Annotated in this window: 23 protein-coding genes; 14 read left to right on the top strand and 9 right to left on the bottom strand. The window is 71.9% G+C overall.

The features are described from left to right. Positions 1-22 precede the first annotated feature (22 nt). The 4 genes from NHL51_RS00180 to NHL51_RS00165 all read left to right on the top strand — a co-directional run bounded on the left by NHL51_RS00180 (position 23) and on the right by NHL51_RS00165 (position 2,929). Entirely contained in the window at positions 23-1,615 is a 1,593-nt protein-coding gene (locus NHL51_RS00180) for an acyl-CoA carboxylase subunit beta (protein ID WP_434140885.1), read from the top strand. Positions 1,616-1,628: 13 nt separating this feature from the next. After that, positions 1,629-1,901, top strand: coding sequence for a hypothetical protein (locus tag NHL51_RS00175; protein ID WP_434140884.1), 273 nt, complete (start codon positions 1,629-1,631; stop codon positions 1,899-1,901). 26 nt (positions 1,902-1,927) lie between these two features. Beyond that, complete coding sequence (locus NHL51_RS00170; RefSeq protein ID WP_434140883.1) at positions 1,928-2,668, top strand: NUDIX hydrolase; 741 nt, start codon at positions 1,928-1,930, stop codon at positions 2,666-2,668. 66 nt (positions 2,669-2,734) lie between these two features. Beyond that, positions 2,735-2,929, top strand: coding sequence for a helix-hairpin-helix domain-containing protein (locus NHL51_RS00165; RefSeq protein ID WP_434140881.1), 195 nt, complete (start codon positions 2,735-2,737; stop codon positions 2,927-2,929). A gap of 18 nt (positions 2,930-2,947) precedes the next feature. Here NHL51_RS00165 and NHL51_RS00160 read toward each other — a convergent pair whose 3' ends face one another. Beyond that, entirely contained in the window at positions 2,948-4,648 is a 1,701-nt protein-coding gene (locus NHL51_RS00160; protein WP_434140880.1) for a deoxyguanosinetriphosphate triphosphohydrolase family protein, read from the bottom strand. A gap of 91 nt (positions 4,649-4,739) precedes the next feature. On the opposite strand from NHL51_RS00160, the gene NHL51_RS00155 reads away from it, so the two are divergent. The 3 genes from NHL51_RS00155 to NHL51_RS00145 all read left to right on the top strand — a co-directional run bounded on the left by NHL51_RS00155 (position 4,740) and on the right by NHL51_RS00145 (position 7,600). Further along, positions 4,740-5,312 carry a hypothetical protein gene (locus NHL51_RS00155; protein ID WP_434140879.1) on the top strand — a complete coding sequence of 191 codons (573 nt, stop codon included), beginning with the start codon at positions 4,740-4,742 and terminating at the stop codon, positions 5,310-5,312. A 196-nt stretch (positions 5,313-5,508) separates the two neighbouring features. Then, complete coding sequence (locus NHL51_RS00150) at positions 5,509-6,255, top strand: YceI family protein (protein ID WP_434140878.1); 747 nt, start codon at positions 5,509-5,511, stop codon at positions 6,253-6,255. A gap of 298 nt (positions 6,256-6,553) precedes the next feature. Continuing rightward, positions 6,554-7,600 carry a hypothetical protein gene (locus NHL51_RS00145; protein ID WP_434140877.1) on the top strand — a complete coding sequence of 349 codons (1,047 nt, stop codon included), beginning with the start codon at positions 6,554-6,556 and terminating at the stop codon, positions 7,598-7,600. Positions 7,601-7,973: 373 nt separating this feature from the next. On the opposite strand, the gene NHL51_RS00140 is transcribed toward NHL51_RS00145, so the two are convergent. Then, on the bottom strand, positions 7,974-9,170 hold the full coding sequence (locus NHL51_RS00140) for a RimK family alpha-L-glutamate ligase (RefSeq protein ID WP_434140876.1): 1,197 nt from the start codon (positions 9,168-9,170) through the stop codon (positions 7,974-7,976). 25 nt (positions 9,171-9,195) lie between these two features. Between NHL51_RS00140 and NHL51_RS00135 the strand changes: the two genes are divergently transcribed. The 3 genes from NHL51_RS00135 to NHL51_RS00125 all read left to right on the top strand — a co-directional run bounded on the left by NHL51_RS00135 (position 9,196) and on the right by NHL51_RS00125 (position 12,641). After that, positions 9,196-9,675, top strand: coding sequence for an ATP-dependent zinc protease family protein (locus NHL51_RS00135; protein WP_434140874.1), 480 nt, complete (start codon positions 9,196-9,198; stop codon positions 9,673-9,675). 135 nt (positions 9,676-9,810) lie between these two features. Then, positions 9,811-11,223, top strand: a complete 1,413-nt coding sequence (locus NHL51_RS00130; protein WP_434140872.1) for a MalY/PatB family protein — start codon at positions 9,811-9,813, stop codon at positions 11,221-11,223. After that, positions 11,220-12,641 (top strand): O-acetylhomoserine aminocarboxypropyltransferase/cysteine synthase family protein, encoded by a 1,422-nt coding sequence (locus tag NHL51_RS00125; RefSeq protein WP_434140871.1) that lies wholly within the window; start codon positions 11,220-11,222, stop codon positions 12,639-12,641. The genes NHL51_RS00130 and NHL51_RS00125 overlap by 4 nt, the downstream gene beginning before the upstream one ends. Before the next feature lie 59 nt (positions 12,642-12,700). Here NHL51_RS00125 and panB read toward each other — a convergent pair whose 3' ends face one another. The 6 genes from panB to NHL51_RS00095 form a co-directional block, all read right to left on the bottom strand. Next, on the bottom strand, positions 12,701-13,558 hold the full coding sequence (gene panB / locus NHL51_RS00120; RefSeq protein ID WP_434140869.1) for a 3-methyl-2-oxobutanoate hydroxymethyltransferase: 858 nt from the start codon (positions 13,556-13,558) through the stop codon (positions 12,701-12,703). A 4-nt stretch (positions 13,559-13,562) separates the two neighbouring features. After that, on the bottom strand, positions 13,563-14,459 hold the full coding sequence (gene panC, locus NHL51_RS00115; RefSeq protein ID WP_434140868.1) for a pantoate--beta-alanine ligase: 897 nt from the start codon (positions 14,457-14,459) through the stop codon (positions 13,563-13,565). Then, on the bottom strand, positions 14,456-15,301 hold the full coding sequence (locus NHL51_RS00110) for a DUF2520 domain-containing protein (protein ID WP_434140866.1): 846 nt from the start codon (positions 15,299-15,301) through the stop codon (positions 14,456-14,458). The genes panC and NHL51_RS00110 overlap by 4 nt, the downstream gene beginning before the upstream one ends. 74 nt (positions 15,302-15,375) lie before the next feature. Further along, positions 15,376-16,572 carry an FAD-binding protein gene (locus NHL51_RS00105; RefSeq protein WP_434141664.1) on the bottom strand — a complete coding sequence of 399 codons (1,197 nt, stop codon included), beginning with the start codon at positions 16,570-16,572 and terminating at the stop codon, positions 15,376-15,378. 74 nt (positions 16,573-16,646) lie between these two features. Next, entirely contained in the window at positions 16,647-17,075 is a 429-nt protein-coding gene (locus NHL51_RS00100) for a MaoC/PaaZ C-terminal domain-containing protein (RefSeq protein WP_434140864.1), read from the bottom strand. 16 nt (positions 17,076-17,091) lie between these two features. Then, the gene (locus NHL51_RS00095) at positions 17,092-17,535 is read right to left on the bottom strand and encodes an FAS1-like dehydratase domain-containing protein (RefSeq protein ID WP_434140862.1); all 444 of its coding nucleotides are present in this window, start codon (positions 17,533-17,535) and stop codon (positions 17,092-17,094) included. Positions 17,536-17,755: 220 nt separating this feature from the next. Here NHL51_RS00095 and NHL51_RS00090 point away from each other — a divergent pair, with 220 nt between their 5' ends. Together NHL51_RS00090 and NHL51_RS00085 are read left to right on the top strand one after the other, a co-directional pair. After that, positions 17,756-19,522 (top strand): acetyl/propionyl/methylcrotonyl-CoA carboxylase subunit alpha, encoded by a 1,767-nt coding sequence (locus NHL51_RS00090; RefSeq protein WP_434140861.1) that lies wholly within the window; start codon positions 17,756-17,758, stop codon positions 19,520-19,522. A 129-nt stretch (positions 19,523-19,651) separates the two neighbouring features. Continuing rightward, positions 19,652-20,632, top strand: coding sequence for an LLM class flavin-dependent oxidoreductase (locus tag NHL51_RS00085; RefSeq protein ID WP_434140859.1), 981 nt, complete (start codon positions 19,652-19,654; stop codon positions 20,630-20,632). A 247-nt stretch (positions 20,633-20,879) separates the two neighbouring features. Here the strand turns inward: NHL51_RS00085 and NHL51_RS00080 are convergent, their stop codons facing one another. Continuing rightward, complete coding sequence (locus NHL51_RS00080; protein ID WP_434140858.1) at positions 20,880-21,521, bottom strand: CueP family metal-binding protein; 642 nt, start codon at positions 21,519-21,521, stop codon at positions 20,880-20,882. Between the two features lie 155 nt (positions 21,522-21,676). Here NHL51_RS00080 and NHL51_RS00075 point away from each other — a divergent pair, with 155 nt between their 5' ends. Both NHL51_RS00075 and NHL51_RS00070 read left to right on the top strand, forming a co-directional pair. Beyond that, positions 21,677-22,369 carry a hypothetical protein gene (locus NHL51_RS00075; RefSeq protein ID WP_434140856.1) on the top strand — a complete coding sequence of 231 codons (693 nt, stop codon included), beginning with the start codon at positions 21,677-21,679 and terminating at the stop codon, positions 22,367-22,369. A 179-nt stretch (positions 22,370-22,548) separates the two neighbouring features. Then, complete coding sequence (locus NHL51_RS00070) at positions 22,549-24,342, top strand: phospho-sugar mutase (protein WP_434140855.1); 1,794 nt, start codon at positions 22,549-22,551, stop codon at positions 24,340-24,342.

The following is a 24,342-nucleotide window of genomic DNA, read 5'->3' as shown; positions in this document are numbered from 1 at the left end:
GGCCCGCGCTAGGCTTGGCTGCGTGACTGGAGACAACGCCCCGCTTGCAACCACTGCGAGCCGTATCGCCGACCACCGCCGCAAGTACCAGGAGGCCGTGGGCGACCGCGATGCCGCCGCCGCGGCCAAGCAGCACGCGCGCGGCAAGATGACCGCACGCGAGCGCATCGCCCAGCTGCTCGACCCGGGCTCGTTCGTCGAGTTCGACAAGTACGTGAAGCACCGCACCCACGGCTTCGGCATGGAGAACAGCCGCCCCTTCGGCGACTCCGTCGTCACCGGCGCCGGCATGATCCACGGCCGGCAGGTCGTCGTCTACTCGCAGGACTTCACCACCTTCGGCGGTTCGCTCGGCGAGGTCGCCGGCGAGAAGATCGTCAAGGCGATGGAGTTCGCGCTGAAGACCGGCGCGCCCTGCATCGGCATCCTCGACTCGGGCGGAGCGCGCATCCAGGAGGGCGTCGTCTCGCTCTCGAAGTACGCGAACATCTTCCGTCTCAACACGGCGTGCTCGGGCGTCATCCCCCAGATCTCGATCGTCATGGGCCCGTCGGCCGGCGGCGCCGTGTACTCCCCCGCCCTCACCGACTTCGTCATCATGGTCGACAAGACGAGCCACATGTTCGTCACCGGCCCCGACGTCATCAAGACCGTCACCGGCGAAGACGTCGGCTTCGAAGAGCTCGGCGGCGCGCTCACCCACAACAAGACGAGCGGCGTCTCGCACTACCTCGCGAGCGACGAGCACGACGCCCTCGACTACGCCCGCGCGCTCATCAGCTACCTGCCCGACAACAATCTGGCAGAGGCCCCGATCTACGACACCGACACGGCGCTCGAGATCACCGCGGCCGACCGCGCGCTCAACAGCATCATCCCCGACAGCCCGAACCAGCCCTACGACATGCAGGTGGTCATCGAGGCGATTCTCGACGGCGGCGACTTCCTCGAAGTGCAGCCCCTGTTCGCCCCCAACATCCTCATCGGCTTCGGCCGCGTCGAGGGCCGCACCGTCGGCATCGTCGCGAATCAGCCCGCGCAGATGGCGGGCACCCTGAACATCGATGCGAGCGAGAAGGCCGCACGCTTCGTGCGCTTCTGCGACGCGTTCTCGATCCCGATCCTCACCCTCGTCGATGTGCCCGGCTACCTGCCCGGCACCGACCAGGAGCTGCAGGGCGTCATCCGCCGCGGCGCGAAGCTGCTCTTCGCCTACGCCGAAGCGACCGTGCCGCTCGTCACCATCATCACCCGCAAGGCCTACGGCGGCGCGTACATCGTGATGGGCTCGAAGCAGATGGGCGCCGACTTCAACATCGCATGGCCCACCGCCGAGATCGCCGTCATGGGCGGCTCGGGCGCCGTCAACATCCTCTACCGCAAGGAGCTGGCCGCGGCCGCCGAGCGCGGCGAGGACGTCGAGGCGCTGCGCGCCGAGCTCACCGCGAAGTACGCCGCCGACGTCACCTCCCCCTTCCTGGCCGCCGAGCGCGGCGAGCTCGACAACGTGCTCGAGCCCGCCGGCACCCGCCTCGCCGTGATCAAGGCCCTGCGCGGCCTGCGCGGCAAGCGCGACGAGCTGCCGGCGAAGAAGCACGGCAACATCCCGCTGTAAGGAGGCAGAGACGATGGACACCCCACTGCCGCCCGACGCGGCGGCCCGTGATGCCGCACGGCGCGAGGAGCAGGGCGACGCCGACGCCGCGCTCAGCGGCGACGACATCCGCTTCGTCACCCGCCAGGTGCGCCCCGAAGAGCGCGCCGCCGTCATCGCCGTGCTCACCCGCGTGCGCACGGAGGAGACCGACCGCGTCAAGCGCGTCGCACGCCGCGACCGCGAACCGTGGTCGCGCTCGCAGCGCGTACCCGAGGGCATTCACGAACTGCTCGTCGAGGGCTGACAGTCGGATTCGCTAGGCTGGCGGGCATGACCCGCAGCATCGACGACGTGCAGCGAGACCTGCGCGAGCTGCTGCGCGACCCGCGCCCCTACGACATCGAACCGCAGGGGCCGCTCGCCGACCGACCGGCCCGGCACTCGTCGGTGCTCATCCTCTTCGGGGCGCTCGACCGCACGATCGCGCAGCCCTCGGGCCGGCTCGCGGATCCAGAGGCGACCTCCGCATCCGCGGCGCCCCGGGCGCCCGACCTCCCCGTGCCCGCCGAACTCGACGTGCTGCTCACCCGCCGCGCCGACGGCATGCGCCACCACCCCGGCCAGATCGCCTTCCCCGGCGGCGGCGCCGAACCCGCAGACGACTCCCCCGACCGCACCGCGCTGCGCGAGGCGCAGGAGGAGACCGGCCTCGACCCCGACGGCGTCGAGGTGCTCGGCAGGCTGCCGGAAGTGCTGATCCCTGTCAGCAACAACCTCGTCACCCCCGTCGTCGGCTGGTGGCGCTCGCCCAGCGAGGTCGCCGCCGACCACTCGGAATCGGTCGACGTCTTCCGCACCCCCGTCGCCGAACTGCTCGACCCCGCCAGCCGCGGGTCGTCAGTGCTCAGGCGCGGCGGCTACACCCACCGCGGCCCTGCCTTCGCGCTGCACGAACGCTTCGGCGGCCGCGTGCTGTGGGGCTTCACGGGCATACTGCTCGCGACCATGTTCGACCGGCTCGGCTGGTCGGTGCCGTGGGATGCGGGGCGCGAATTCGAGGTGCTGCCGTAGCGGCAGACGGTGCCGCTGTCGGGTCTGCCGGGTCTGCCGGTGCCGCCGGCGGCTATCATCGTGGGCATGGACGACCGCGGCCCCGTATTCGACGGCGTGAAGATCGGCCGCCCCGCGACGGGCGCGCTCATCGACGCCGGATACACGACGCTCGACACCCTGCCCGACGACCTCGCCGAACTGCTGCCGCTGCACGGCTTCGGCCCGAGCGCGCTCGGGCGCCTCGCGGAGGAGCGGGAGCGCCGCTCAGCGGCGGAGTAGCGCCAGCGCGGTCCGGGCTCACCCCTCGACGCTGGTGAGGGCGCGATGCGTGGTGACCGCTTGCTGGTCGCTCAGCGACGACACGTAGTCGAGAATCGCCCGCGCACGCCCCTGACGGCGCAGGCCCGCATCGCTCGTGTCGCCCATGATGATCTCGGGGCGGCTGCGGAAGAGCGCGAAACCGGCATCGGTCGCCTCGTCGACCCACTCGAGCAAGCGCCGCGGTGCCCGACCGGCATCGTCGGCATCGCTCAACCACTCGTCGAAGCCGAGCACGAGCTCCTCGACCACGCGCCCCATGCCGCGCTGCGACTGCCCCAGTTCGGGCCGCTCGAGCACGAAATGCGCGTGCACGAACTTCAGCACCATCACCTCGTGCCACGCCCGCCGGTCGAGATGCACGTAGCCGCCGCGCACGTGCGGGTGCTCCTCGACCACGATCGACGTGCGCAGGTGCTCGATCCAGCTGCGGGTGAACGTCGACACGGCCCGCTCGCTCTCGATACCGCCGTCGTACGGTGCGGCGAGCAGCGACTCGTCGATGTCGGTGCTCACCCGGTGCACCGCCTCCTGGAAGGCATCGCGGTCGGCGATCCACGCATCCTTGCGCTGCAGCCGCCGCCACAAGAGCTCGAGCGACCGGCCCGGCCGGCGCCACGCCCCCGCGAGCTCACCCAGCGGCTCGGCCGCGAGCTCGCCCGAATCCCTCAGCCAGGCCCGGAACTCGGCCGAGATCGCCGCCTGCTGCAGCACCCCGGCCCGCGCGAAATCGTCGAGATCGTGCACGGCGTACGCGATGTCATCGGCGAGATCCATGACCGCGCACTCGATGGTCTGGAAACCGCGGCCCACCGTCGGGAAAGCGGCGAGCGCCTGATCCATCTCGGCGACATCGAGCGAGTACACCGAGAACTTCTCGGCACCCTCGGCCTCGGCGCGACCGACCCCGCGCGGGCGCTCGCTCTCGGACACCCGCCCGCTCGCCTCGCCGAGCCAATCGGCGCGCGTCCACGGATACTTCAGCGTCGCGGCCCGCGTCGCCGCCGTCAGATTCAGGCCCGGGAAATCGCGGCCGAGCGTGTCGAGCTGCGTCAGAATGCGGAAGCTCTGCGCGTTGCCCTCGAACCCCTCGGCGAGGCCGAGCCGCTCGCGCGCCACCCGATCGAGCACGCGCTCCCCCAGATGCCCGAACGGCGGATGCCCCAGATCGTGCGCGTGCGCCGCCGCCTGCGCGACGACCGTATCGCACCCGCCGAGACGCGCAACGACCGCGCCCACCGCGTCATCCTCGGCGCGCTGCCCGCGTTCGAAGGCCTCGTGCCGGGCCTCTCGGCCGGCCAGCTGCGCCGCGATGACGCGCGCCACCGCGCTCACCTTGAGCGAGTGAGTGAGGCGGTTGTGCATCACCGGGCCGACGCCCGACTGCGGCACCACCTGCGTCACATCGGAGAGCCTCGCGAAGAACGACGAGAAGCGGATGCGCTCGAGGTCGACCCGGTACTCCTGCGCCTCGCGCACCCCCGCGATCTCGGCCGCGTCGATGTGCGGGCCCGTCTCGTCGTCAATGCCCGCCGCGGCGTCGCTGCCGGCGCTGCCGTCGAGACCCGCCGAACGATGCTGCGACGAGACGTGCTCGACGTAACGGCGGGTCTCGCGGTGCGTGGGAGTCGCGGTACTCGCTTCGGTGCTCGCTTCGGTGCTCGCGTTGCCTGCGTTCATGCTTCTACTCTATTGATGCGCCGCCACCCCTCCGCGCCGCCGCTCGCGTCTCGCACTGTCTCGTGTCGCAGGCCCGCCATAGACTGCCAGCATGAGCAATGCAGCATCCGACGCGGGCAACCGCACGCGCGCCAGCAACCTCCCCGCCCTCGAGCGCGCGAGCGGCAAGAGCTGGGCCGAATGGGTCGACCTCTTCGAAGCCGCGAACGCGAAGACCCTCGAACACCCCGAGATCGCCCGCATCGCCCGGGCCGCGATGCCCGACTCGCTGCAGAACCCCGACTGGTGGGCGCAGGGCGCAGCCATCGCCTACGAGCACCACGCCGGCATGCGGGTGCCCGGCCAGTCGTCGACCGGCACCTTCCGCGTGAGCGTCAGCCGCACCCTGCCCCTCGACCGCGACGCCGCGATCGAGGCCTGGGGCGCCGCCCACGGCGCCCTCTCCGAACACCTCGGGCACGCCTCGGGCGAACCGCGGTTCTCGCGCACGGAGAAGCGCAGCTTCCGCCGCTTCGACCTCGACGGCGCGGGCCGCGTCGAGATCTCGGCAACCCCGAAAGGGGACGACCGCACCATCCTCGCGGTGAACCACACCGAACTCGCCGACGGCGACCTCATCGAGACCTGGCGCGCGCACTGGAAGACGCTGCTCGCCGAGCTCTGAGCCGGGCCGGCGCGCTACAGGCCTATCGAACTTCTGGCGGGCGCGCTCGGCGATCCCTGGCGATGCCCGTTCTTATGAAACTCAGCGGGCTTCAGGCTGGCTCCGGGCTTCTTCATCGGTTGCCCTGCGAGAGTGAACGTGCGCGTTCGCCTCACGAGCGCACAGTTCATGCGAAACGGCCGGAGAGGGGGAGGCAGTGCAGAGATCGCAGAAGATTCTCATCGGCGTCGGAACCGGCGTGCTCGCGGTCACCGTCGTCGCCGCCACGATCGGCCCGATCGTCTACCGCGACTTCATCGCCCCGCCCGCCGCGCACGCCCCCACGCTCGGCTCGAACTCGGACCTGCTCGGCGAGGCACCGCAGTCACCCGACTCCACCGATGCGATGTCGCCCTCGGGAGCGCCGCTCGACGCCGCCGCGCTCGCCGGTGCGTGGACCATCGGCAGCGGATCGGAGGCCGGGTACCGCGTCGACGAAGTGCTCAACGGCGCGGGCGTCACCGTGACCGGACGCACCCCCGATGTCTCCGGCACCCTCACCATCAACCCCACCGGCACCGCGCTCGAGGCAGCCGCGCTCACCGTCGACGTCGCCTCGATCGAGACCGGCAGCTCGTCGCGCGACGCCTACTTCCGCGACCGCGCCCTGCGCGCCGACGAGTACCCGACCGCCACCTTCGTGCTGACGTCGCCCGTCGCGTTCGGTGAGCTGCCCGCCTCGGGCGCGACAGCCGAAGCACAGGCCACCGGCGACCTCACCATCGCCGGCGTCACGCACTCGGTCACCGCCGACGTGTCGGTGCGCAGCGACGGGAAGACCGCGCAGATCGCGGGGACCATCCCCGTCGCGTTCGCCGACTTCGGGGTCGACGCGCCGTCGCTCGGGTTCGTGAAGGTCGAACCGACAGGGTATGTGGAGTTTCAGCTGACCGCGACGCGGTAGGCATGTCGGGCCTTCGGCCGCGGGTGCGGGTGCGGGTGGGGCTTGGGGCCGTGCGGCTTCGGGTGCGGCTTCGGGTGCGGCTGCGGGTGCGGCTGCGGGTGCGGCTGCGGCTGCGGGTGCGGGTGCGGGTGCGGGTGCGGGAAATAGTGCGGAATCGGTGCCGAATTGTGCATCAGATCGGGCATTCGCGCTTGGCGACCTTCCTCCACAGGCCGCCGAATAGGGCGAAAGCGCAGAAGTTATTCATTTCGCTCGAGTACCGGGTGCGTGAGCCGGCCGGCCCGGCCAAGCTGGCCGCATGGCCCGGCATCTCGACCCTCTGCCTCGTACGCTCGGGGCCGCATTCACCGCCGCCGAGGCACGGGCGCTCGGCCTCGGATCGCGGAGGCTGAACGCGGTCGACGTCGTGCGTCTCGCACCCGGCTACTATGCGCGCGCTCCGCTGCCGCTCTGGCCCGGTGATGCCGCGACCGGGCATCCGGCCGAACGGTGGCGCCAGTACCAGCGCGCAGTCGCGAAGCTCATCGGGCCCTTACTGCCGGGCGGAGTGTTCTTTGCCGGGCGCACTGCGGCCGCGATCCATCGGCTCCCCGTTCCGGCGCCCCGTGCACTACCGCAGGCCGGGCCCGCCGGGCGCGAGCCCGCAGTCGTCGCGAACCTCGCGCTCGCCCTCGGCGGCATCGACCTCGGCTGCCATACCCGCGCGAAGCGCCTCGACTCGCGGGGCTTCGCGATGCAGGTCGTCCAGGCGGCGCACGTCACCGTCGTCGCTCGCGGCGCACTGCGCGTGACCGACCCCGCGTCGACCTGGGCGATGCTCGCCCCGAAGCTCGGTCGCGGCGACGCGGTCGCCCTCGGCGATGCCGTCATTCGCGAAGCGCGCATCCCCGGCACCGCACGGCTCGAGCGGCCGCCGCACGCCGAGATAGCGGAGCTCGAACGCCTGGCCGCGATGCCTCGCCGCCCGGGCGGGCCCGCGCTGCGGCAGATGCTGGCCCTGCTCTCACCGCACTCGGCGTCGCCGCCGGAAAGCCTCATACGGCTCCTGCTGCTCGATTGGGGCCTGCCGGAACCGCGGCTCGACTACGACGTGACGAGCCCGAGCGGCCGCCTGCTGGGCGCCAGCGAGTTCGCGTACCCCGAGTACCGTTTCGCCATCGAGTACGAGGGCGATCATCACCGGGTCGAAGCGCGGCAGTGGAATCGAGATATCGAGAAGTACCACGACTACCGCGAGCACGGGTGGGAAGTGTTCCGCGTGACGAGCGAGCTGCTCTATATCCGGCGCGCTGAGCTGCGTGAACGGTTGCTCAGTCGGTTCCGCAGCTTCGGATGGAGCGGGTGATGCGATCGGCCTTGAGACCGTGGTAGAGGACGCCGCCAACGGCTTCGGGGCGCAGGGTCGCTCTTGCACCGTTACCGCCGGCCAGCACTTCAGCGCAGAACGATCTCGTCGCTCACCGGAAACCCGGCCGACGGGCCTGGAAGCGTTCGCACGCCGTGTCGTGCATCCCCGACGTCGAGCGCCCGAGCCCCACGGTCGGGCGTATTCGGGTCGGCGGTGATCCCTGGTGAGCACCCCGTGTGCACCCCGTGTGCACGAAATTGTGCTGAATCCGAGCCGGATTGCGCACCTAATCGGGCACCGGAGCGGATTGGGCCGGGGGAAGGCGCGGTCGGCCCGAAGACGGGCGGGCCGGCGGCAAGCAGGAAACCCTTCAGCCCTCGGCGAGCTCCTGGGCCGCCCGCGGGAGCTTGCGCACCCGCGCCCGCTTGCGCCGCTTCTCGGGAATCATGCCGCGCATCTCCTCGAGCTTGCCGAAGCACAGCAGCCGGTCTTCGGGCTCGAGCACGACGTGCTTGCGCGGATTCGGGATGACCTGCACGCCGCGGTGCAGCGTGAGCACGGTGATGTCGCGATCCCACAGCCCCAGGTCGCCGAGCGCCTTGCCGACGTGCTCGGAGCCCGCATGCATCGTCAGTTCGGCCACGCCGTACCCGGTCGACACCGATAGCCGCTGGCGCACGTCGATCTCGGGGAAGTTCACCTGGTTCGAGATGTAGTCGATGATCGCGCCCGCGACATCGAGCCCGGTCGCCGCCTCGATGCCCTGCAGGCCGGGCGACGAGTTGACCTCCATCACGAGCGGGCCCTCGTCGCCCTCGAGCATGTCGACGCCCGCGACGCGCAGGCCCATGATCTGCGCCGCGCGCACCGCGGTCTGCTCGTACACCGGGTCGAGCTGCACGGCCTCGACGGTGCCGCCGCGGTGCACGTTCGAACGGAACTCGTCGCCTGACGCGATGCGCCGCATCGCCGCCACCACGCGGTCGCCCACGACGAGCGCGCGCACGTCGCGCCCGCGGCTCTCGGCGACGAAGCGCTGGATGAGCACGTTCTGCCGCGTCGAGTGCAGCGTCTCGATGATCGCCTCGGCGACCTTCACCTGCGGCGCGAGGATGACGCCGATGCCCTGCGTGCCCTCGAGCAGCTTGATGACGACGGGCGCCCCGCCGACGCTCTCGATCGCGGGCCTGACGTCGGCGCGGTTGCGCACGAACGCGGTCGCCGGCATGTCGATGCTGTGGCGCGAGAGGATCTGGATGGCGCGCAGCTTGTCGCGGGCGTTCGAGATGCCGTTAGCCGTGTTCGGCGTGTACACGTCCATCTGCTCGAACTGGCGCACCACGGCCGTGCCGAAGTAGGTGATGGAGTTGCCGATGCGCGGCAGAATCGCGTCGTAATCGCTCAACTGCTTGCCGCGGTAGGCGAGATCGGGCTCCTCGCCCGCGAGGTCGATCGAGAAGCGGAGGGTGTTGAGCACGCGGGCCTTATGGCCGCGGTCGAGGGCGGCCGTCATGAGGCGCTGCGTGGAGTACGCCTGTGGGGCGCGCGAGAGAATCGCGAGTTTCACGTGGGATACCTGCCAAGATAGGTGCATGACTGTGTCACACCATTCAAGCACTCTCACGGGGTGGCGTGAATGGGTGCGTCTCCCGGGTCTCGGCGTGCCGTGGATCAAGGCAAAGATCGACACGGGTGCGCAGACCTCTGCGCTGCACGCGACCGACATCGCGGAGTTCGAGCGCGACGGCGCGTCGTGGGTGCGATTCACGGTGCATCCCTGGCAGGAGTCGGAGGCCGACGCGACGGTCGTCGAGCTGCCCGTGCACGATCGGCGCGTCGTGCGCAGCTCGTCGGGGCACGCGCAGGAGCGCCCGGTGGTGCTCGCCGACGTGCAGCTCGCGGGCCGCGAGGTGCACGCCGAGCTCACGCTCACCGATCGCGACGAGATGGTGTTCCGCATGCTCATCGGGCGCGAGCTCTTGCGGCAGGGCTTCATCGTCGATTCGGCGGCGTCGTTCGCGGGCGGCAAACCCCCGCGCGGGGTACGCCGGCGCAATCGCGGGCAGGGCTGACGCGTTCACTGCCGACGCGGGCCGGTCCGCGGCGGCGCGAGCCCTCGCCGGGCGACGATTGAGGTGTTCAACGAAGTGTGACGCCGTCTTACTCCCCCGCTCGCGGAGCGGGCAGCCCCGCGAGAGCATGGGGGAATGAGCGACCACGACGACTGTCTCGACCCGAGCGGGGTGCCCTTCGACGACCTCGACCCGGCTCTGCTGCGCACCCGGCGCACGAGCCTCAAGTGGACGCGCTTCGCCGCCGACGTGCTGCCGCTCTTCGTCGCCGAGATGGATTTCGCGGTCGCCCCCGTGATCAGGCGCACGCTCGTCGAGCGCATCGAGGCCTCGGACACCGGCTATCTCGACGGCCCCGGCCCGCTCGCCGCGGCGTTCGCCGATTTCTGCAGGGATCGCTGGGCGTGGACCGTGCCGCACGACCATGTGCACCTCGCGACCGACGTCGCCACCGGCGTCGTCGAGGCGCTGCGCGTGCTGCGGCCGGAGGGCGGCCGCATCGCGGTGCCCGTGCCGACCTACCCCGGATTCTTCGAGATGCTCGAAGAAGTGCCGTTCGACGTGGTCGAGGTGCCGCTGCGCGAGGATGCGGCGGTGGGGAATGATGCGGGGGCCGGACCTGCTGCGGTCGCCGCGGGGCTCCCCGCGGGCGCCATCGCCCCGGCCCGACTCGACCTCGCCGCGCTCGAGCGCGAGTTCGCGGGCTCCGGCCTCGGCACCGGCCTCGCCTCCGGCACCGGCTCCGGATCCGGCTCCGGTGCCGGCATCGACGCGCTGATCCTGTGCAACCCCCACAACCCGCACGGCACCGTGCACACCCGCGACGAACTCGCCGAGCTCGCCCGCCTCGCCGCCCGCTACGACGTGCTCGTCGTCTCCGACGAGATCCACGCACCCCTCACCCATGCGGGCGAGACGTTCGTACCGTTCGCCCCCATCGCCGCCGCCGCAGGCGCGCTCTCGGTGACCGTGACGTCGGCGAGCAAGGGGTGGAACCTCGCGGGCGGCAAGTGCTCGGTCATCGTCGCCGCCGATGAGCGCGCGAACGAGGGGCTGAAGCGGCTGCCGCCCGAGACCGTGACCCGCGCGAGCATCCTCGGCCTGCACGCGAACGTCTCGGCGTTCGCCGACGGCCGCGACTGGCTCGACCGCGCCATCGCGCAGATCGAGCGGAACGACGCCCTGCTCGGCGAGCTCGTCGCCGAGCATCTGCCCGGCGTGCGGCGCACGAAGCCGGCGGCGGGCTACCTCGCCTGGCTCGACTTCCGCGGCACGGCGCTCGGCGAGCGCGCGTACGAGCGCATCCTCGACGAGGGCCGCGTCGCGTTCGGCGACGGCCTGCATTTCGGCGGCGAGGGCGCCGGGCACGTACGCGTCAACCTCGCCTGCGCGCCCGCGACCCTGCGCGAGGCGGTGCGCCGCGTCGCCGCGGTGCTGCGGGCCGCCGAGGGCGCCCCGCCGGCGCAGGCCCCGCCGGCATCGACGCAGACATCGACCCCCGTTTCCCCAGTCCCACCGACCATCGACTCGCAGGAGAACCCGGCATGACCGCGGACGCCATCGATCCCATCTACGACTGGGACGGCTTCGACTTCGACACCCGCCAGGTGCACGCCGGCGAGTACCCCGACAAGAACCACGGGCTGCGCGTGCCGCCCCTCGCGCTCTCGGCGGGCTACCTCTTCGACGACTTCGACGATCAGGTGAACCGCTTCAACGGCAGCATCCACTGGCAGCCCGAGGAGGCCGGGTTCGCCGAGGAGCACGGCGCCGAAGCGTTCTCGCCGAGCGAGAAATCGCCGATCTACTCCCGCCAGGGCAACCCCACCAACTGGGTCGCCGAAGACCGCCTCGCCTCGCTCGAGGGCGGCGAGGTCTCGGTCGCGGTCTCGAGCGGGCAGGCCGCCATCTCTGCCGCGCTCTTCACGCTCGCCCGCAGCGGCGACCATATCGTCTCGACCGGTTCGATCTACGGCGGCACCCGCATCCTCTTCGGCCGCAGCTTCGCCCGCTTCGGCATCGAGACCGATTATGTGTGGGATGCCGATGACGACGAAGCATGGGAGCGGGCCATCCGCCCGAACACGAAGGCGATCTTCACCGAGACCATCCCGAACCCCCGCAACGACATCACCGACCTGCGCCGCATCGCTGAGGTCGCGGCGCGGTACCACCTGCCGGTCGTCGTCGACAACACCGTCGGCACGCCGGCGCTGATCCGCCCGTTCGAGCACGGCTGCAACATCGTCGTGCACTCGACGACCAAGTTCCTCACCGGCCACGGGGCTGCGGTCGGCGGCGCCGTCGTCGACGGCGGCAACTTCGACTGGGCCGCAGCCGAGGCGGCCGGGCGCTCGTTCCCGCTCATCACGCAGTCGAGCCGCGCGGGCGTCGCCCCGATGCTCGAACGCTTCGGCCGCGCCGCCTACGCCCGCGCCGTGCGCGAGTCGGTCGTGAACGACATCGGCCCGTCGCTGTCGCCCTTCAACGGGTTTCTGCTGCACCAGGGCATGGAGACGCTGTCGCTGCGCGTGGAGCGGCACGTCGCCTCGTCGATCGCGATCGCCGCGTGGCTCGAGACGCAGCCCGAGGTCGAATCGGTCGACTACGCCGGCCTGCCCTCGAGCCCGCTCCACGATCTCGCCGTGCGCGACTACGGCGCCGACGCCGCGGGCTACGGCAAGACCGGCTCGGTGTTCGGCGTGACCGTGCGCGGCGGCATCGACGGGGCGCGCGCCTTCGTGAACGGGCTGCGCATCTTCTCGCGCATGACAGGGATCGGCGACACCCGCTCGATGGTGCTGCACCCCGGCACGTCGACGCACGCCTCGTTCAGCCCCGAGCTCAACGAGAAGCTCGGCATCACGCCGGGCCTCTTGCGCCTCTCGATCGGGCTCGAATCGGCCGATGACCTCATGCGCGACCTGCGCTGGGGCCTCGACCGGGTCGCCGAGCTCGGCGCCTGAGCCGGGCTCGGCGGCCGGCACGGCCGGCCGTTCCGAACCGATGGGGCTGCCCGCCGGGGTCAGCCCTCGCCGAGCTGAGCCGCCATGCTGCGCGCCGCCTCGACCGCGTCGGCGGCCGCGGCGTACTGGTGCGCATCGGCCGGGAACGCGCCCGAACGCACCTCGGCGACATAGGCGGCGATCGCGGCGGTCATGTCGTCGCCGACGGTGCCGAAGCGCTTCACGAACTTCGCGCCCTTGCCCTCGGTGAGACCGACGAGGTCGTGCAGCACGAGCACCTGGCCGTCGGTCGGGCCGGCGCCGATGCCGATGATCGGGATGTCGAGCACGTCGCTCAGCACCGCCGTGATCTCGGCGGGTACGGCCTCGACGACGATGCAGAACGCCCCCGCCTCCTGCACCGCGAGCGCCTCGCGCACGATGCGTTCGGCGCTGGCGACCGTACGGCCCTGGGCGCGCAGCCCGCCGAGCGCGGTCGCGGTCTGCGGCGTGAGGCCGACGTGGCCGACGACCGGGATGCCGGCCGCGACGATCGCGCGGATCCGGCTGAGCTGCGGCGCCCCGCCGCCCTCGATCTTGATGCTGTCGGCCCCCGCCTCCTTCGCGAAGCGCATCGCGGTCGCGACGGCCTGGGCATCCGACTGCTCGGTCGACCCGAACGGCACGTCGCACACGATGAAGGCGCTCTCGATGCCGCGGTGCACGGCGCGCGCGAGCACGAGCATCTCGTCGACGGTGACCTCGACGGTCGACGAGTAGCCGAGCACGACCTGCGCGCCCGAGTCGCCGACGAGCACCATGTCGACGCCCGCGCGCTCGGCCATGCGCGCGCCCGGGTAGTCGTAGGCGGTGACCATCGCGATGGGCTCGCGGTCGGCCTTCTTCTGCATCAGATTCGGAATGGTGATCTTCGCCATGGCTTCAGTCTCCAACGTTCAGCATGTGATTGTCGATGAGGCGCACTTCGCCGACCCGCGCCGCGATCGCGCACAGCACGGGGCCGTCGGGGGCGGTAGCCGCCTCGAAACTCTTCGGGTCGACGAACGCGACGTAGTCGACGCCCAGCCCGGCCTCTGCGAGCCCGGCCTCGAGCTCGGCGCCGAGGGCCGCGAGGTCGCGCTCGCCCCCCGCGACCCGACGGGCCGCGGTATCGAGGGCGCCGGGGATCGCCAGCGCCTTCCGCCGCGCCGCCTGATCGAGGCGGACGTTGCGGCTCGAACGGGCCAGCCCGTCGTCGTCGCGCGACGTCGGGCAGCCCACGATGGTCACGGGCAGCCCGAGGTCGGCGGCCATGCGCTCGACGACGGCGAGCTGCTGGGCGTCTTTGCGCCCGAAGTACGCCCGGTCGGGCAGCGCCGCGATGAGCAGCTTCGAGACGACGGTCGCGACGCCGTCGAAGTGCGCGCCGCCGCGCGCCGCCCCCTCGAGCGTCTCGGCGACGGTACCGCGCACGCTCACGGTCGTCGCGAAGCCCGCCGGGTAGAGCTCGTCGGCGGTCGGCGCGAAGATCACGTCGGCGCCGGCGCTCGCGGCGAGCGCGGCGTCGTCGGCCTCCTGACGCGGGTACGCGTCGAGGTCTGCGGCCTCGTCGAACTGCTTCGGGTTCACGAAGATCGACACCACGACGACGACGTTCTCGGCGCGCGCCGCGCGGATGAGCGTGAGATGCCCCTCGTGCAGCGCGCCCATCGTCGGCACGAGGCCGACCTGCGGCGCCTCGCCCGCGGGCTCGCCGGGTGCCCCGTGGTGCGGACGGCATGCGTCGCGCAGCTCGCGGATGGTCGCTCGCAGCTCGGCGACCGTGCGTACGATCTTCATCGGGCTCCCTCTCGGGCGAGCTGTCGCGTCGCCTCGGCAAGCGTATCGAAGAGTGCGAGCCGGTCGGGCATCCGCTCGGCGACCGCCGCGCGCTGGCGCGCGACCGTCGACTCGTCGCCGCGGGCGATCGGCCCGGTCAGCACGTCGGCGGCGCCGCGCTCGGCCCAGTTCTCGACGGTCTCGCGCACGAGCGGCACGAGCGCCGCCCGCGGCACCCCGGCCGTCTCGGCGAGCTGGCCGGCGAAGTGCTCGACCGCGAGCAAGAAGTTCGAGGCGACCGACGCGGCCGCGTGATAGGCGGCGCGGTCTGCGTCGGCGATGCGGAACGTCTCGAGCCCGAGCAGCCGTGCGAGCGCCTCGGCTGCGGCGAGCGCGTGGTCCGTCGAGCCGTCGACCGCGGCGTGGGCGCCGGCGAACGAGGTGCCCGGCCCCGTGACGGTGAGGAGCGGATGCACGGCGAACGCCTCGTGCGGTGCGAGCGCGCCGATGCCCGTCGCCCCCGACAGGTGCCCCACGAGGGGGCCCGGCACGATCGCACGGGCGGCGCGCTCGATCTCGGCGTCGGGCACCGCGAGCAGCACGACATCGACGACGTCGGCGCGTGCGGAGCCAGCGGTCCCGGTCCCGGTCCCGGTCTCGGTCTCGGTCTCGGTCTCGGTCTGCACAGGCTCGGTGCCGGTGCGCGCAGCGATCCCTGGCGAGACCGCGCCGACGCCCGGGCCTGCGACCGTGCCGTCGGCGCCGCGACCCGCGAGCGGCAGCAGGTCGACCCCCGAACGCCCTGAAAGCGCCGCCTCGAGCGCGGTCGCCATGCGGCCGCGGCCCACGATCTGTACCCTCATACCTGCGCTTCTCCTGGCTTCTGCATGGCCCGGCCGCGAACGCGCGCCGCGGCCGATGCCCCGACCGACCCCGGCTACAGCTCCAGGCCGTACAGGTTCGGTTCGGGCACGAGCACGACGCCGAACTCCTGCTGCACGCGCTGCACCACGAAGCGGCCGAGCTCGGCCACCTGCGCGGCCGTCGCGCCGCCGCGGTTCGTGAGCGCGAGCGTGTGCTTGGACGAGATAGCGGCGCCCGAGCCGGGCAGGCGGAAGCCGCGGGGCACTCCCGCGCGCTCGATCAGCCACGCCGCCGACAGCTTCACCCGCGTCTCGCGCGCCGCTTCGGGCACGCGCAGCGGCTGCCCCGCGGCGAGCTCCTCGAAGGTGGTGACCGCAGCGGCCGGTTCGACATCGTCGATCGGGAAGCGCGGGGCGTCCTCGGGCAGCGTGCGCGCGAACCCCGACGACACGATCGGGTTCGTGAAGAACGAGCCCGAGCTCCACGTGTCGTGGTCGTCGGCGTCGAGCACCATGCCCTTCGAGGCGCGCAGGCGCAGCACCTCGCGGCGCACATCGGCGACCGGCACGCGCGCGCCCAGCTCGACGCCGAGCGCCTTCGCGAGCTGCGCGTACGCGATCGGGGCCGAGAGCGCCCCGGCTTCGGCGCCGGTGCGGTCGGCGCCCGCGCCCGCGCCGCCTGCTTCGTCGGCGCCGTGGCGCCCGCGGCGGCGACCGACCGGAGCACCCGGGGCACCCTGGCCGCCGTCGACGAGTACCAGGTCGACCGAGAGCACCACGCCCTCGAGGCCCTGCTTGATGACCGAATCGCGATAGCCGAGCTCGAGCTCGGCCGCCGTCATCGTGATCGCCTCGCCGGTGCCGGCGTCGAGAAACTCGATCGAGTGCAGCACGTCCGACAGCTCGGCGCCGTACGCTCCGATGTTCTGCACCGGAGCCGCCCCCGCGAGCCCCGGAATGCCCGAGAGCGCTTCGAGGCCCACGAGCCCGCGCTCGACGCACTCCGCGACGAGCGCATCCCAGTCGTGCCCGGCCTGGACGCGCAGCCGCAGCGTGCCCGGCAAGAGCGCCGGGTCGTCGACCGCCTCGATGCCCGAGGTGCGCACCAGCAGCACCGTGCCCGGGAAGCCCTCGTCCGAGACGACCGTGTTCGACCCGCCGCCGAGCAGCAGCCACGGCTCGTCGATGCGCCACAGCTCGGTCGCGTGCGCGATCAGCTCATCGCGCGTGCGGGCGACGAGCAGTCGATCGGCCGGGCCGCCTACGCGCATCGTCGTGAGGTCGGCGAGGCGCGCGGTGCTCTCGAGGGCGCCGGCGGCCGCTGCGTCGAAGGCGTCTGCGGAGGTCACGCGAACGCCGCCACCAACTGCGCCTTGCCGAGTACCGTGGAGCCGTCGAAGACGGCCTTCAGATCGATGCGCGCCGTGCGCGCATCGGCGTCGAGCGCGCCGACCGTCGCCGTGATCGTGACCGCTGCGCCGTCGGCTGCGTCGACGGGCACGGGGCGCGTGAAGCGCGACTGGTAGTCCTTGACCCAGCCCGCGGCGCCGAGCCAGTCGGTCGCGACCGAGCCGGCGGCGCCCATCGTGAGCATGCCGTGCGCGAGCACGCCGGGCAGGCCGACCGACTGGGCGACGTCGTCGCGGTAGTGGATGGGGTTGAAGTCGCCCGAGGCGCCCGCGTAGCGCACGAGGCGGTCGCGGGTGAAGACGAGCTCGCGCTCGGCGACGACGTCGCCGACGCTCAGGGCTGCGAAATCCGGTGCTGCAGTCATGTCTGTCTCCCGATCCCTATTCCTCGCCGCGGACCACGAGGGTCGAGATCGCGGTCACCACGTGCGCACCCGACGCGTCGACGACCTCGCTCGAGGCGGTCACCATCGAGTGGCCGCCGAGCTGCTTCACCGCCGCGATCGTGAGCGTCGCGGTGAGCTCGTCGCCCGCGACGATGGGGCGCGTGTACGTGAAGCGCTGGTCGCCGTGCACGACGCGGGTGAAGTCGACGTCGGCCTCGGGGTCTGCGAGCAGCTGGGCCAGCGTCGCCTCCTGCACCGTGACCGCGAAGGTCGGCGGAGCGATGACGTCGGCGAAGCCCGCGGCGCGCGCGGCCTCGGGGTCGAGGTGCAGCGGCGACTCGCTGAGCACGGCGCGCGCGAACTCGCGCACCTTCTCGCGGCCGACAAGATACGGGGCGGTCGGCGGGTATACCCGGCCTTGGATCTCTGGATTCACCACGCATCCAGTCTAACGGGGCGCGCCCGGGGGCCGTGCTGAGGGCGCCGCACGGGGCCTCGCAGCGTGGCGTCGCAGCGAGACCTCTCAGCAGGGCCTCATGGGTCGGCGATCCCTGTCGCGCCGCGAACGACGCTCCGTAGTGGACTCCGGCAACGATTTCTCGAAAGGTTTGTGACGTATATCCAAGGCGAGCGACCCGACCTGGAATAGGCTGGTTCTCATGTCGCGTATTCGTAAAGTGCTCATCGCCAACCGTGGCGAGATCGCCGTCCGCATCATCCGCGCCGCCGCAGACAGCGGTATCGCCTCGGTCGCCGTCTACGCCGACCAGGATCGGGATGCTCTGCACGCCCGCCTGGCCGACGAGGCGTACGCCCTGAACGGCACCACGAGCGCCGAGACCTACCTCGTCGTCGAGAAGATCCTCGGCGTCGCCCGCCGCTCGGGCGCCGACGCAGTGCACCCGGGCTACGGCTTCCTCGCCGAGAACGCCGACTTCGCCCGCGCCGTCATCGCCGCGGGTCTCACCTGGATCGGCCCCTCGCCCGAGGCGATCGAGCAGCTCGGCGACAAGGTGTCGGCGCGCCACGTCGCAGAGAAGGTCGGCGCCCCGCTCGCCGCGGGCACCAGCGACCCCGTGCAGAACGCGGACGAAGTGCTCGCGTTCGCCGACGAGGTCGGCCTGCCCATCGCCATCAAGGCGGCGTTCGGCGGCGGCGGCCGCGGCCTCAAGGTCGCCTACGAGCGCGACGAGGTCGCCGAGCTCTTCGAGTCGGCCACCCGCGAGGCCGTCGCGGCGTTCGGCCGCGGCGAGTGCTTCGTCGAGAAGTACCTCGACAAGCCCCGCCACGTCGAGACGCAGTGCCTCGCCGACGCCCACGGCAACGTCGTCGTCGTCTCGACGCGCGACTGCTCGCTGCAGCGCCGCCACCAGAAGCTCGTCGAAGAGGCGCCTGCGCCCTTCCTCACCGACGAGCAGATCGAGCGCCTCTACTCGTCGTCGAAGGCCATCCTGAAAGAGGTCGGCTACGTCGGCGCCGGCACCTGCGAGTTCCTCGTCGCCCGCGACGGCACCGTTTCGTTCCTCGAAGTGAACACGCGCCTGCAGGTCGAGCACTGCGTCTCCGAAGAGGTCACCGGCATCGACCTGGTGCGCGAGCAGTTCCGCATCGCCGAGGGCGGCGTCATCGATTACGCCGACCCCGTCGCGCACGGCCACTCGTTCGAGTTCCGCCTCAACGGCGAAGACCCCGGCAACGGGTTCCTCCCGGCCCCCGGCCCCGTCACCGTGTTCCGCCCCTCGCTCGGCCCCGGCGTGCGCGTCGACACCGGCGTCGTCTCGGGCGACGTCGTCTCGGGCGCATTCGATTCGATGCTCGGCAAGCTCATCGTCACGGGCGCCACCCGCGAGGAGGCGCTCGAGCGCGCCCGCCGCGCCCTCGACGAGTTCGAGATCCAGGGGCTGCCCACCGTGCTGCCCTTCCACCGCAAGATCGTCAGGGATCCCGCCTTCGTCGCCGCCGAAGGCCGCTTCGGCGTCTACACCCTGTGGATCGAAAGCGAGTTCGTGAACGACATCGACGCCTGGGAGGGCGAGGTGCCCCCGCTCTTGCAGGACGCCAAGCGTCAGACCGTCGTCGTCGAGGCCGACGGCCGCCGCATCGAGGTCGTCATGCCCGCGACGCTGCTGCCGCTCGTCGACCAGGAGGTCACCCGCGGCCCCGCCCCGAAGCGCGCGAAGGGCGCCGGCGTCGCGGCCGCGGCCGGCGACTCGGTCACCACGCCGATGCAGGCGACTGTCGTGAAGCTCGCCGTCGCCGAGGGCGACACGGTCGCCGAGGGCGACCTCGTCGTCGTGCTCGAGGCGATGAAGATGGAGCAGTCCATCTACGCGCACCGCAGCGGCGTCGTGCAGTCCATCGACGCGCCGGTCGGCCAGACCGTGCCGAACGGGCACGTGCTGCTCAGCATCGTCGACCCGGAGTAAGAAACCGAGGCGCGCCCAGGGCGATCCCTGACGAGATGCCCTGCCCGCGCAGCACCCGCGCCGGGCAGGGGCGTCGATCGTTTTCGGGGCGAACGGAATACCCGGGACCGGACCCCGGTTGCACTTCGCATGGCTGCCCTGAAACTGTCCCTGCTCGATCTCGCGACAGTGGAGGCCGGCGGCACCATACGCGACGCTTTCACGCACTCGCTCGCTGTCGCCCGTCTCGCCGAACAGGTCGGATACGAGCGCATCTGGTACGCCGAGCACCACAACATGCCCTCGATCGCGTCGAGCGCGACCTCGGTGCTCATCGCCCATATCGCGGCGCACACCGAGACGATCGGCCTCGGCGCCGGCGGCGTCATGCTGCCGAACCACTCCCCGCTCGTCATCGCCGAGCAGTTCGGCACGCTCGCCGAATTGCACCCCGGCCGCATCCACCTCGGACTCGGGCGCGCGCCCGGCACCGACGGGGCGACGTTCCGCGCGCTGCGCCGCACGATGGAGGCCGCCGACAGCTTCCCGAGCGACGTCATCGAGCTGCAGCGCTACCTCTCGGACGATCTGCCCCGAACTGCCGTGAACGCCTACCCGGGGCACGGCACCCGCGTGCCCCTCACCATTCTCGGGTCGAGCCTCTTCGGCGCCTCGCTCGCTGCCCAGCTCGGCCTGCCCTACTCGTTCGCCTCGCACTTCGCGCCGCAGCAGCTCACCTCGGCCGTCGCCTATTACCGCAGCCACTACGTGCCGAGCGAGGCGCACCCCGAGCCCTACGTGAGCGCCGGGGTGAACGTCGTCGCGGCCGCCGACGACGCCGCCGCCGAGGCCCTCTTCGCCCGCAGCGAGCTGGCCCGCGTGCGCTCGTTCCTGTCGCGCGGCCGTGAGCGCGAACTCACCGACGACGAGGCTTCGGCGCTGTTCGATACGCCCGCCGGCCGCGATATCCGCGGCATGCTGCGGTTCACGGCGATGGGGTCGCCCGAGCGCGTGCGCACCGAGCTCGCGGAATTCGCCGCGCACGCCGACGCCGACGAGCTCGTCACGGTGCACGTCGCGCCAACGCGGGTCGAGCAGCTGGAGTCGGTGCGGCTGACGCTCGCCGGGTGAGCGGGGACCTTGTAGCCGCGCGGTTGGCCCTCCGCCCGTGCCTTCGCGCCGAGCTTCCGCGCCGAGCCTTCGCACCGAGCTTCCGCGCCGAGTGCGGGGAAGAGTGCAGAATGCGGGCGGGATTACGCACATATTTGGGCATTCGCGGGTGCGTCGACAGGGATCGGCCGGCGAGGTCAGGGCCGGGCCGGCGAGGTCAGGGCCGGGCCGGCGACGTCAGTGTCAGGTCAGGTCAGGTCAGGTCAGGTCAGGTCAGGCGGATCGTCGTGAGGCAGGTCGGGTCGCCGGCACCCGTCGTCACGGTCGTGCGCCCGGCCTCGGTGCCGGCGGCCGACTCGGCCGTGATCTCGACCTCGAGCTCGCGGTCGGCCGGCAGCCACACGCCGACGAAGCCGTTGTCGGCGGTGCGGGTCCGGCGGTCGACGATGAGCTCGCCGGTCGCGGCGTCGGTGATGCGCAGCCCGACCTCGGCCGAGCGCATCTCGCCGACGCACGTCGTCAGGCTGTGGAAGGTGCAGGGGTGGGTCTGATCCCTGTAGGGAGCGATCGAGAGATAGAACTCGCCCGCTTCGAGCGGCAGCACGAGCTCGTCGGGCTGGTCGGGCTGCACGCGCAGTGCATTGGGCAGCACCGAGACGATGAGATCGTCGGGGCGCTCGGCGAGGGGTAGCGCGTCGAGCGCGTCGACGATGCCTCGGGGGTCATCGCCTGAAAGCCCGAGCTGCTGCAGCGCGTCGGCCGGCGACGGCAGCGCGCCCGCGGGCGCGGCAGGGCCGTCAGAGCTTTCGGGGCCGTCGGCACCCGCTGCCCCTCCGGTCCCGGCGGCGCAGCCCGAGAGCAGCAGCGCGGCGGCGACGATCAGCGGCGCGAACCTGACTCCGATACCCATACCGGGTATCCTGGCACACGCTGCCTGGGATGTCCCGCAGACGTTCCGGGGGCACGGAGCCGCACCCGCACGCGACACCCCGCAGGCCGCGCCGCGCGGCATGATTCCGCGCTATGGTGGGCGGCAATCACAGCCGGTTCGAGAAGGAGCAGACCGTGACCCGCATTCGCGAAGAGGATCGCCAGCGCATTCTCAAGATCGCCTCGTTCGTCGGCGGAGCGCTCATGATCGTGGTCATCGTGTGGATCGATGTCGCGACCGGCATCTGGCAGAACCTCGTCATCCTCTCGGGGCTCGCCGCGGGCTTCGTGTCGTTCTTCCTCACCACGCTCGTGCTCCGCTCGCTCGTCGCGCGGGCGACCGCGAAGCGCTGGGCGCCGGTGAACCGCATCGCGATCGTCGAATTTCTGCACGCCATCGCCGACGACGACCGCAGCGAGATCGCGCACGGGGTGATCGTGCCGCGGCGGCTCCCCGAGGCCGTCGCCGGACAGGCGTCGCCCGAGCTCGCCGCCGAACTGCACGCCCTGCGCGAAACCGTCGCGACCGAGCGCAGAGCGCTCTCGGAGGCGCTCAGCCGCTGGGCCGAATTTCTCACCACCACCGGCGACAACGAAGACGTGCTGCAGCACGTCGCCCGCATCGCGTTCCAGCTCGACCGGGTGCGCGATGCTGCGCTCGAGCTCGAGGCACGGCCTTCCGACGCGGCCGAACGGGCGCTGGGAGCCGAGATCGCCGACTGCAACGAGCACTTCGCGCTGCTCGTCGCCGAGCTGCAGGCGAGGCTCGAGGCCGACAACGCGCTCGAACTCGGCAGGCGGCAGCGCGCGGGTGCAGGGGCGGCATGACCGCTGCGACCGGGCGGCAGCAGCAGCGCGGCAGCAGCGCGGCTGCCGCTGCGGCTGCCGCTGCGCACCCGTGACACGACCGAGCCGCGACACCGGCGCCGCACGTGATAGGCGGGCGCGGCTTCAAGTGATAGCTTGAAACGACCCGGCTGTCCCCGGGGAGGGATGAGGAACCGGCTATGGCTGCACCCGCCGCGCTCGATGATCTGATCGCACAGGCCGAGGCCTGGGCAGAGCTCGACATCGACCCGCAGACCCGCAGCGCCGCGCTGAACCTCGTGGCGCTCGCCCGCACCGGCTCCGAGAGCTCGATCGACGAGCTGCGCGATGCCTTCTCGGGCCGCCTCGCCTTCGGCACCGCCGGTCTGCGCGGCAAGATCGGCCCGGGCCCCCGCCGCATGAACCGAGTCGTCGTCTCGCAGACAAGCGCGGGCTTCGCCGCCTACCTGCACGATCGTGCCGCAGCCGGAGCCTGTGCGACGCCGCCGTCGGTCGTCATCGGCTACGACGGCCGCGTCAACTCCGACGTCTTCGCACGCGACGCCGCCGAGGTCATGGCCGCCGCGGGCATCGCCGTGACGCTGCTGCCCGTCGCCGGCCCGACCCCGCTCACCGCATTCGCCGTGCGCGAGCTCGGCGTCTCGGCCGGCATCATGGTCACCGCGAGCCACAACCCGCCGCAGGACAACGGCTACAAGGTCTACCTGGGCGACGCCGACGCGGGCTCGCAGATCGTGCCGCCGGTCGATGCCGAGATCGCGGCCTGCATCGAGCGCGCCGCCGCGGCCGGGCCCGTCGCCGAACTGCCGCGCTCGAACGCCTATCGCACGGCGGGCGGCGAAGTCGCCGACCGCTACGTGGCGCTCACCGCTGCGGCCGTGCTGGCGGGCCTGCCGCAGGAGCCGGCAGCGCCCGGCACCGCGATCGGCTTCACCGAGGACCTCGAGATCGTCTACACCGCGATGCACGGCGTCGGCGCCGATATCGCCCGCCGCGTCTTCACCGCGACCGGGCTGCCCGCGGTGCATCCGGTCGCCGAACAAGATCGGCCCGACAGTGCTTTCCCGACCGTCGCGTTCCCGAATCCGGAGGAGCACGGCGCCCTCGATCTGGCGTTCCGCGACGCGGAGGCGCTCGGCGCCGAACTCATCGTCGCTCACGACCCCGACGCCGACCGGCTCGCGATCGCGGCTCCGGCGCCCGGTACGAGCCCCGGCGATGCCGGCGGCTACCGCCGCCTGAGCGGCAACGAACTCGGTCTGCTGCTCGGCTGGCGCGCCGCCGAACGCGAACGGGTACGTGCCGAGCTCGCGGGCGTCGAGCCGCGCGGCGCGCTCGCCTGCACCATCGTCTCGTCGCCCGCGCTGCGCGTCGTCGCCGACGCCTACGGCCTCGATTACGCCGAGACGCTTTCGGGGTTCAAATGGGTGTCGCGGGTGCCCGACCTCATCTTCGGGTTCGAGGAGGCCATCGGCTACCTCACGCACCCCGCGGTCGTACGCGATAAAGACGGTATCTCGGCGAGCGCCGATGCCATCGCGATGGCGCGCGAGTGCAAGGCGACGGGCCGCACGCTGTGGGACCTGCTCGACGAGGCGAGCGAACGATTCGGCCACTTCGCGAGCACGCAGGTCACGCTGCGCCTCGAGTCGATGGCCGCGGCGAGCGCGCTGTCGAAGCGGGTGCGGCAGAGCCCGCCGAGCGCATTCGCGGGCGTCGCGGTCGAGCAGGTGCGTGATCTGCTCGAGCCGGGCCTTGCCGAGGTGCCCGCCGACGTACTGCGATTCGACCTGGTCGACGGCTCGCGCATCATGATGCGGCCGAGCGGCACCGAGCCGAAGCTGAAGGTGTATCTCGACACGTTCAGCGACACGGGCACGGCGGCCGAGCGGCGCGCCGCGGCCGAGGCGGCCCTTTCGCGCGTAGAGGCTGCGGTGCGGGCGCTGTTCGAGGGTCTGCAGGGAGACGCGTAA

Source organism: Leucobacter sp. gxy201, from assembly GCF_051043335.1.
Classification (GTDB): Bacteria; Actinomycetota; Actinomycetes; order Actinomycetales; family Microbacteriaceae; genus Leucobacter.
The sequence above is the reverse complement of the archived record's forward strand: the minus strand, read 5'-3'. Positions and strand labels throughout refer to the sequence as shown.

Coding starts and splice junctions, on each gene's coding strand:
- NHL51_RS00165 (WP_434140881.1), top strand. CDS start 2,735: ATGGACGACCGCGGCCCCGTATTCGACGGCGTGAAGATCGGCCGCCCC.
- NHL51_RS00110 (WP_434140866.1), bottom strand. CDS start 15,301: ATGAGGGTACAGATCGTGGGCCGCGGCCGCATGGCGACCGCGCTCGAG.
- NHL51_RS00145 (WP_434140877.1), top strand. CDS start 6,554: ATGGCCCGGCATCTCGACCCTCTGCCTCGTACGCTCGGGGCCGCATTC.
- NHL51_RS00125 (WP_434140871.1), top strand. CDS start 11,220: ATGACCGCGGACGCCATCGATCCCATCTACGACTGGGACGGCTTCGAC.
- panC (WP_434140868.1), bottom strand. CDS start 14,459: ATGAAGATCGTACGCACGGTCGCCGAGCTGCGAGCGACCATCCGCGAG.
- NHL51_RS00085 (WP_434140859.1), top strand. CDS start 19,652: ATGGCTGCCCTGAAACTGTCCCTGCTCGATCTCGCGACAGTGGAGGCC.
- NHL51_RS00170 (WP_434140883.1), top strand. CDS start 1,928: ATGACCCGCAGCATCGACGACGTGCAGCGAGACCTGCGCGAGCTGCTG.
- panB (WP_434140869.1), bottom strand. CDS start 13,558: ATGGCGAAGATCACCATTCCGAATCTGATGCAGAAGAAGGCCGACCGC.
- NHL51_RS00160 (WP_434140880.1), bottom strand. CDS start 4,648: ATGAACGCAGGCAACGCGAGCACCGAAGCGAGCACCGAAGCGAGTACC.
- NHL51_RS00070 (WP_434140855.1), top strand. CDS start 22,549: ATGGCTGCACCCGCCGCGCTCGATGATCTGATCGCACAGGCCGAGGCC.
- NHL51_RS00135 (WP_434140874.1), top strand. CDS start 9,196: ATGACTGTGTCACACCATTCAAGCACTCTCACGGGGTGGCGTGAATGG.
- NHL51_RS00155 (WP_434140879.1), top strand. CDS start 4,740: ATGAGCAATGCAGCATCCGACGCGGGCAACCGCACGCGCGCCAGCAAC.
- NHL51_RS00105 (WP_434141664.1), bottom strand. CDS start 16,572: ATGCGCGTAGGCGGCCCGGCCGATCGACTGCTCGTCGCCCGCACGCGC.
- NHL51_RS00080 (WP_434140858.1), bottom strand. CDS start 21,521: ATGGGTATCGGAGTCAGGTTCGCGCCGCTGATCGTCGCCGCCGCGCTG.
- NHL51_RS00100 (WP_434140864.1), bottom strand. CDS start 17,075: ATGACTGCAGCACCGGATTTCGCAGCCCTGAGCGTCGGCGACGTCGTC.
- NHL51_RS00090 (WP_434140861.1), top strand. CDS start 17,756: ATGTCGCGTATTCGTAAAGTGCTCATCGCCAACCGTGGCGAGATCGCC.
- NHL51_RS00175 (WP_434140884.1), top strand. CDS start 1,629: ATGGACACCCCACTGCCGCCCGACGCGGCGGCCCGTGATGCCGCACGG.
- NHL51_RS00130 (WP_434140872.1), top strand. CDS start 9,811: ATGAGCGACCACGACGACTGTCTCGACCCGAGCGGGGTGCCCTTCGAC.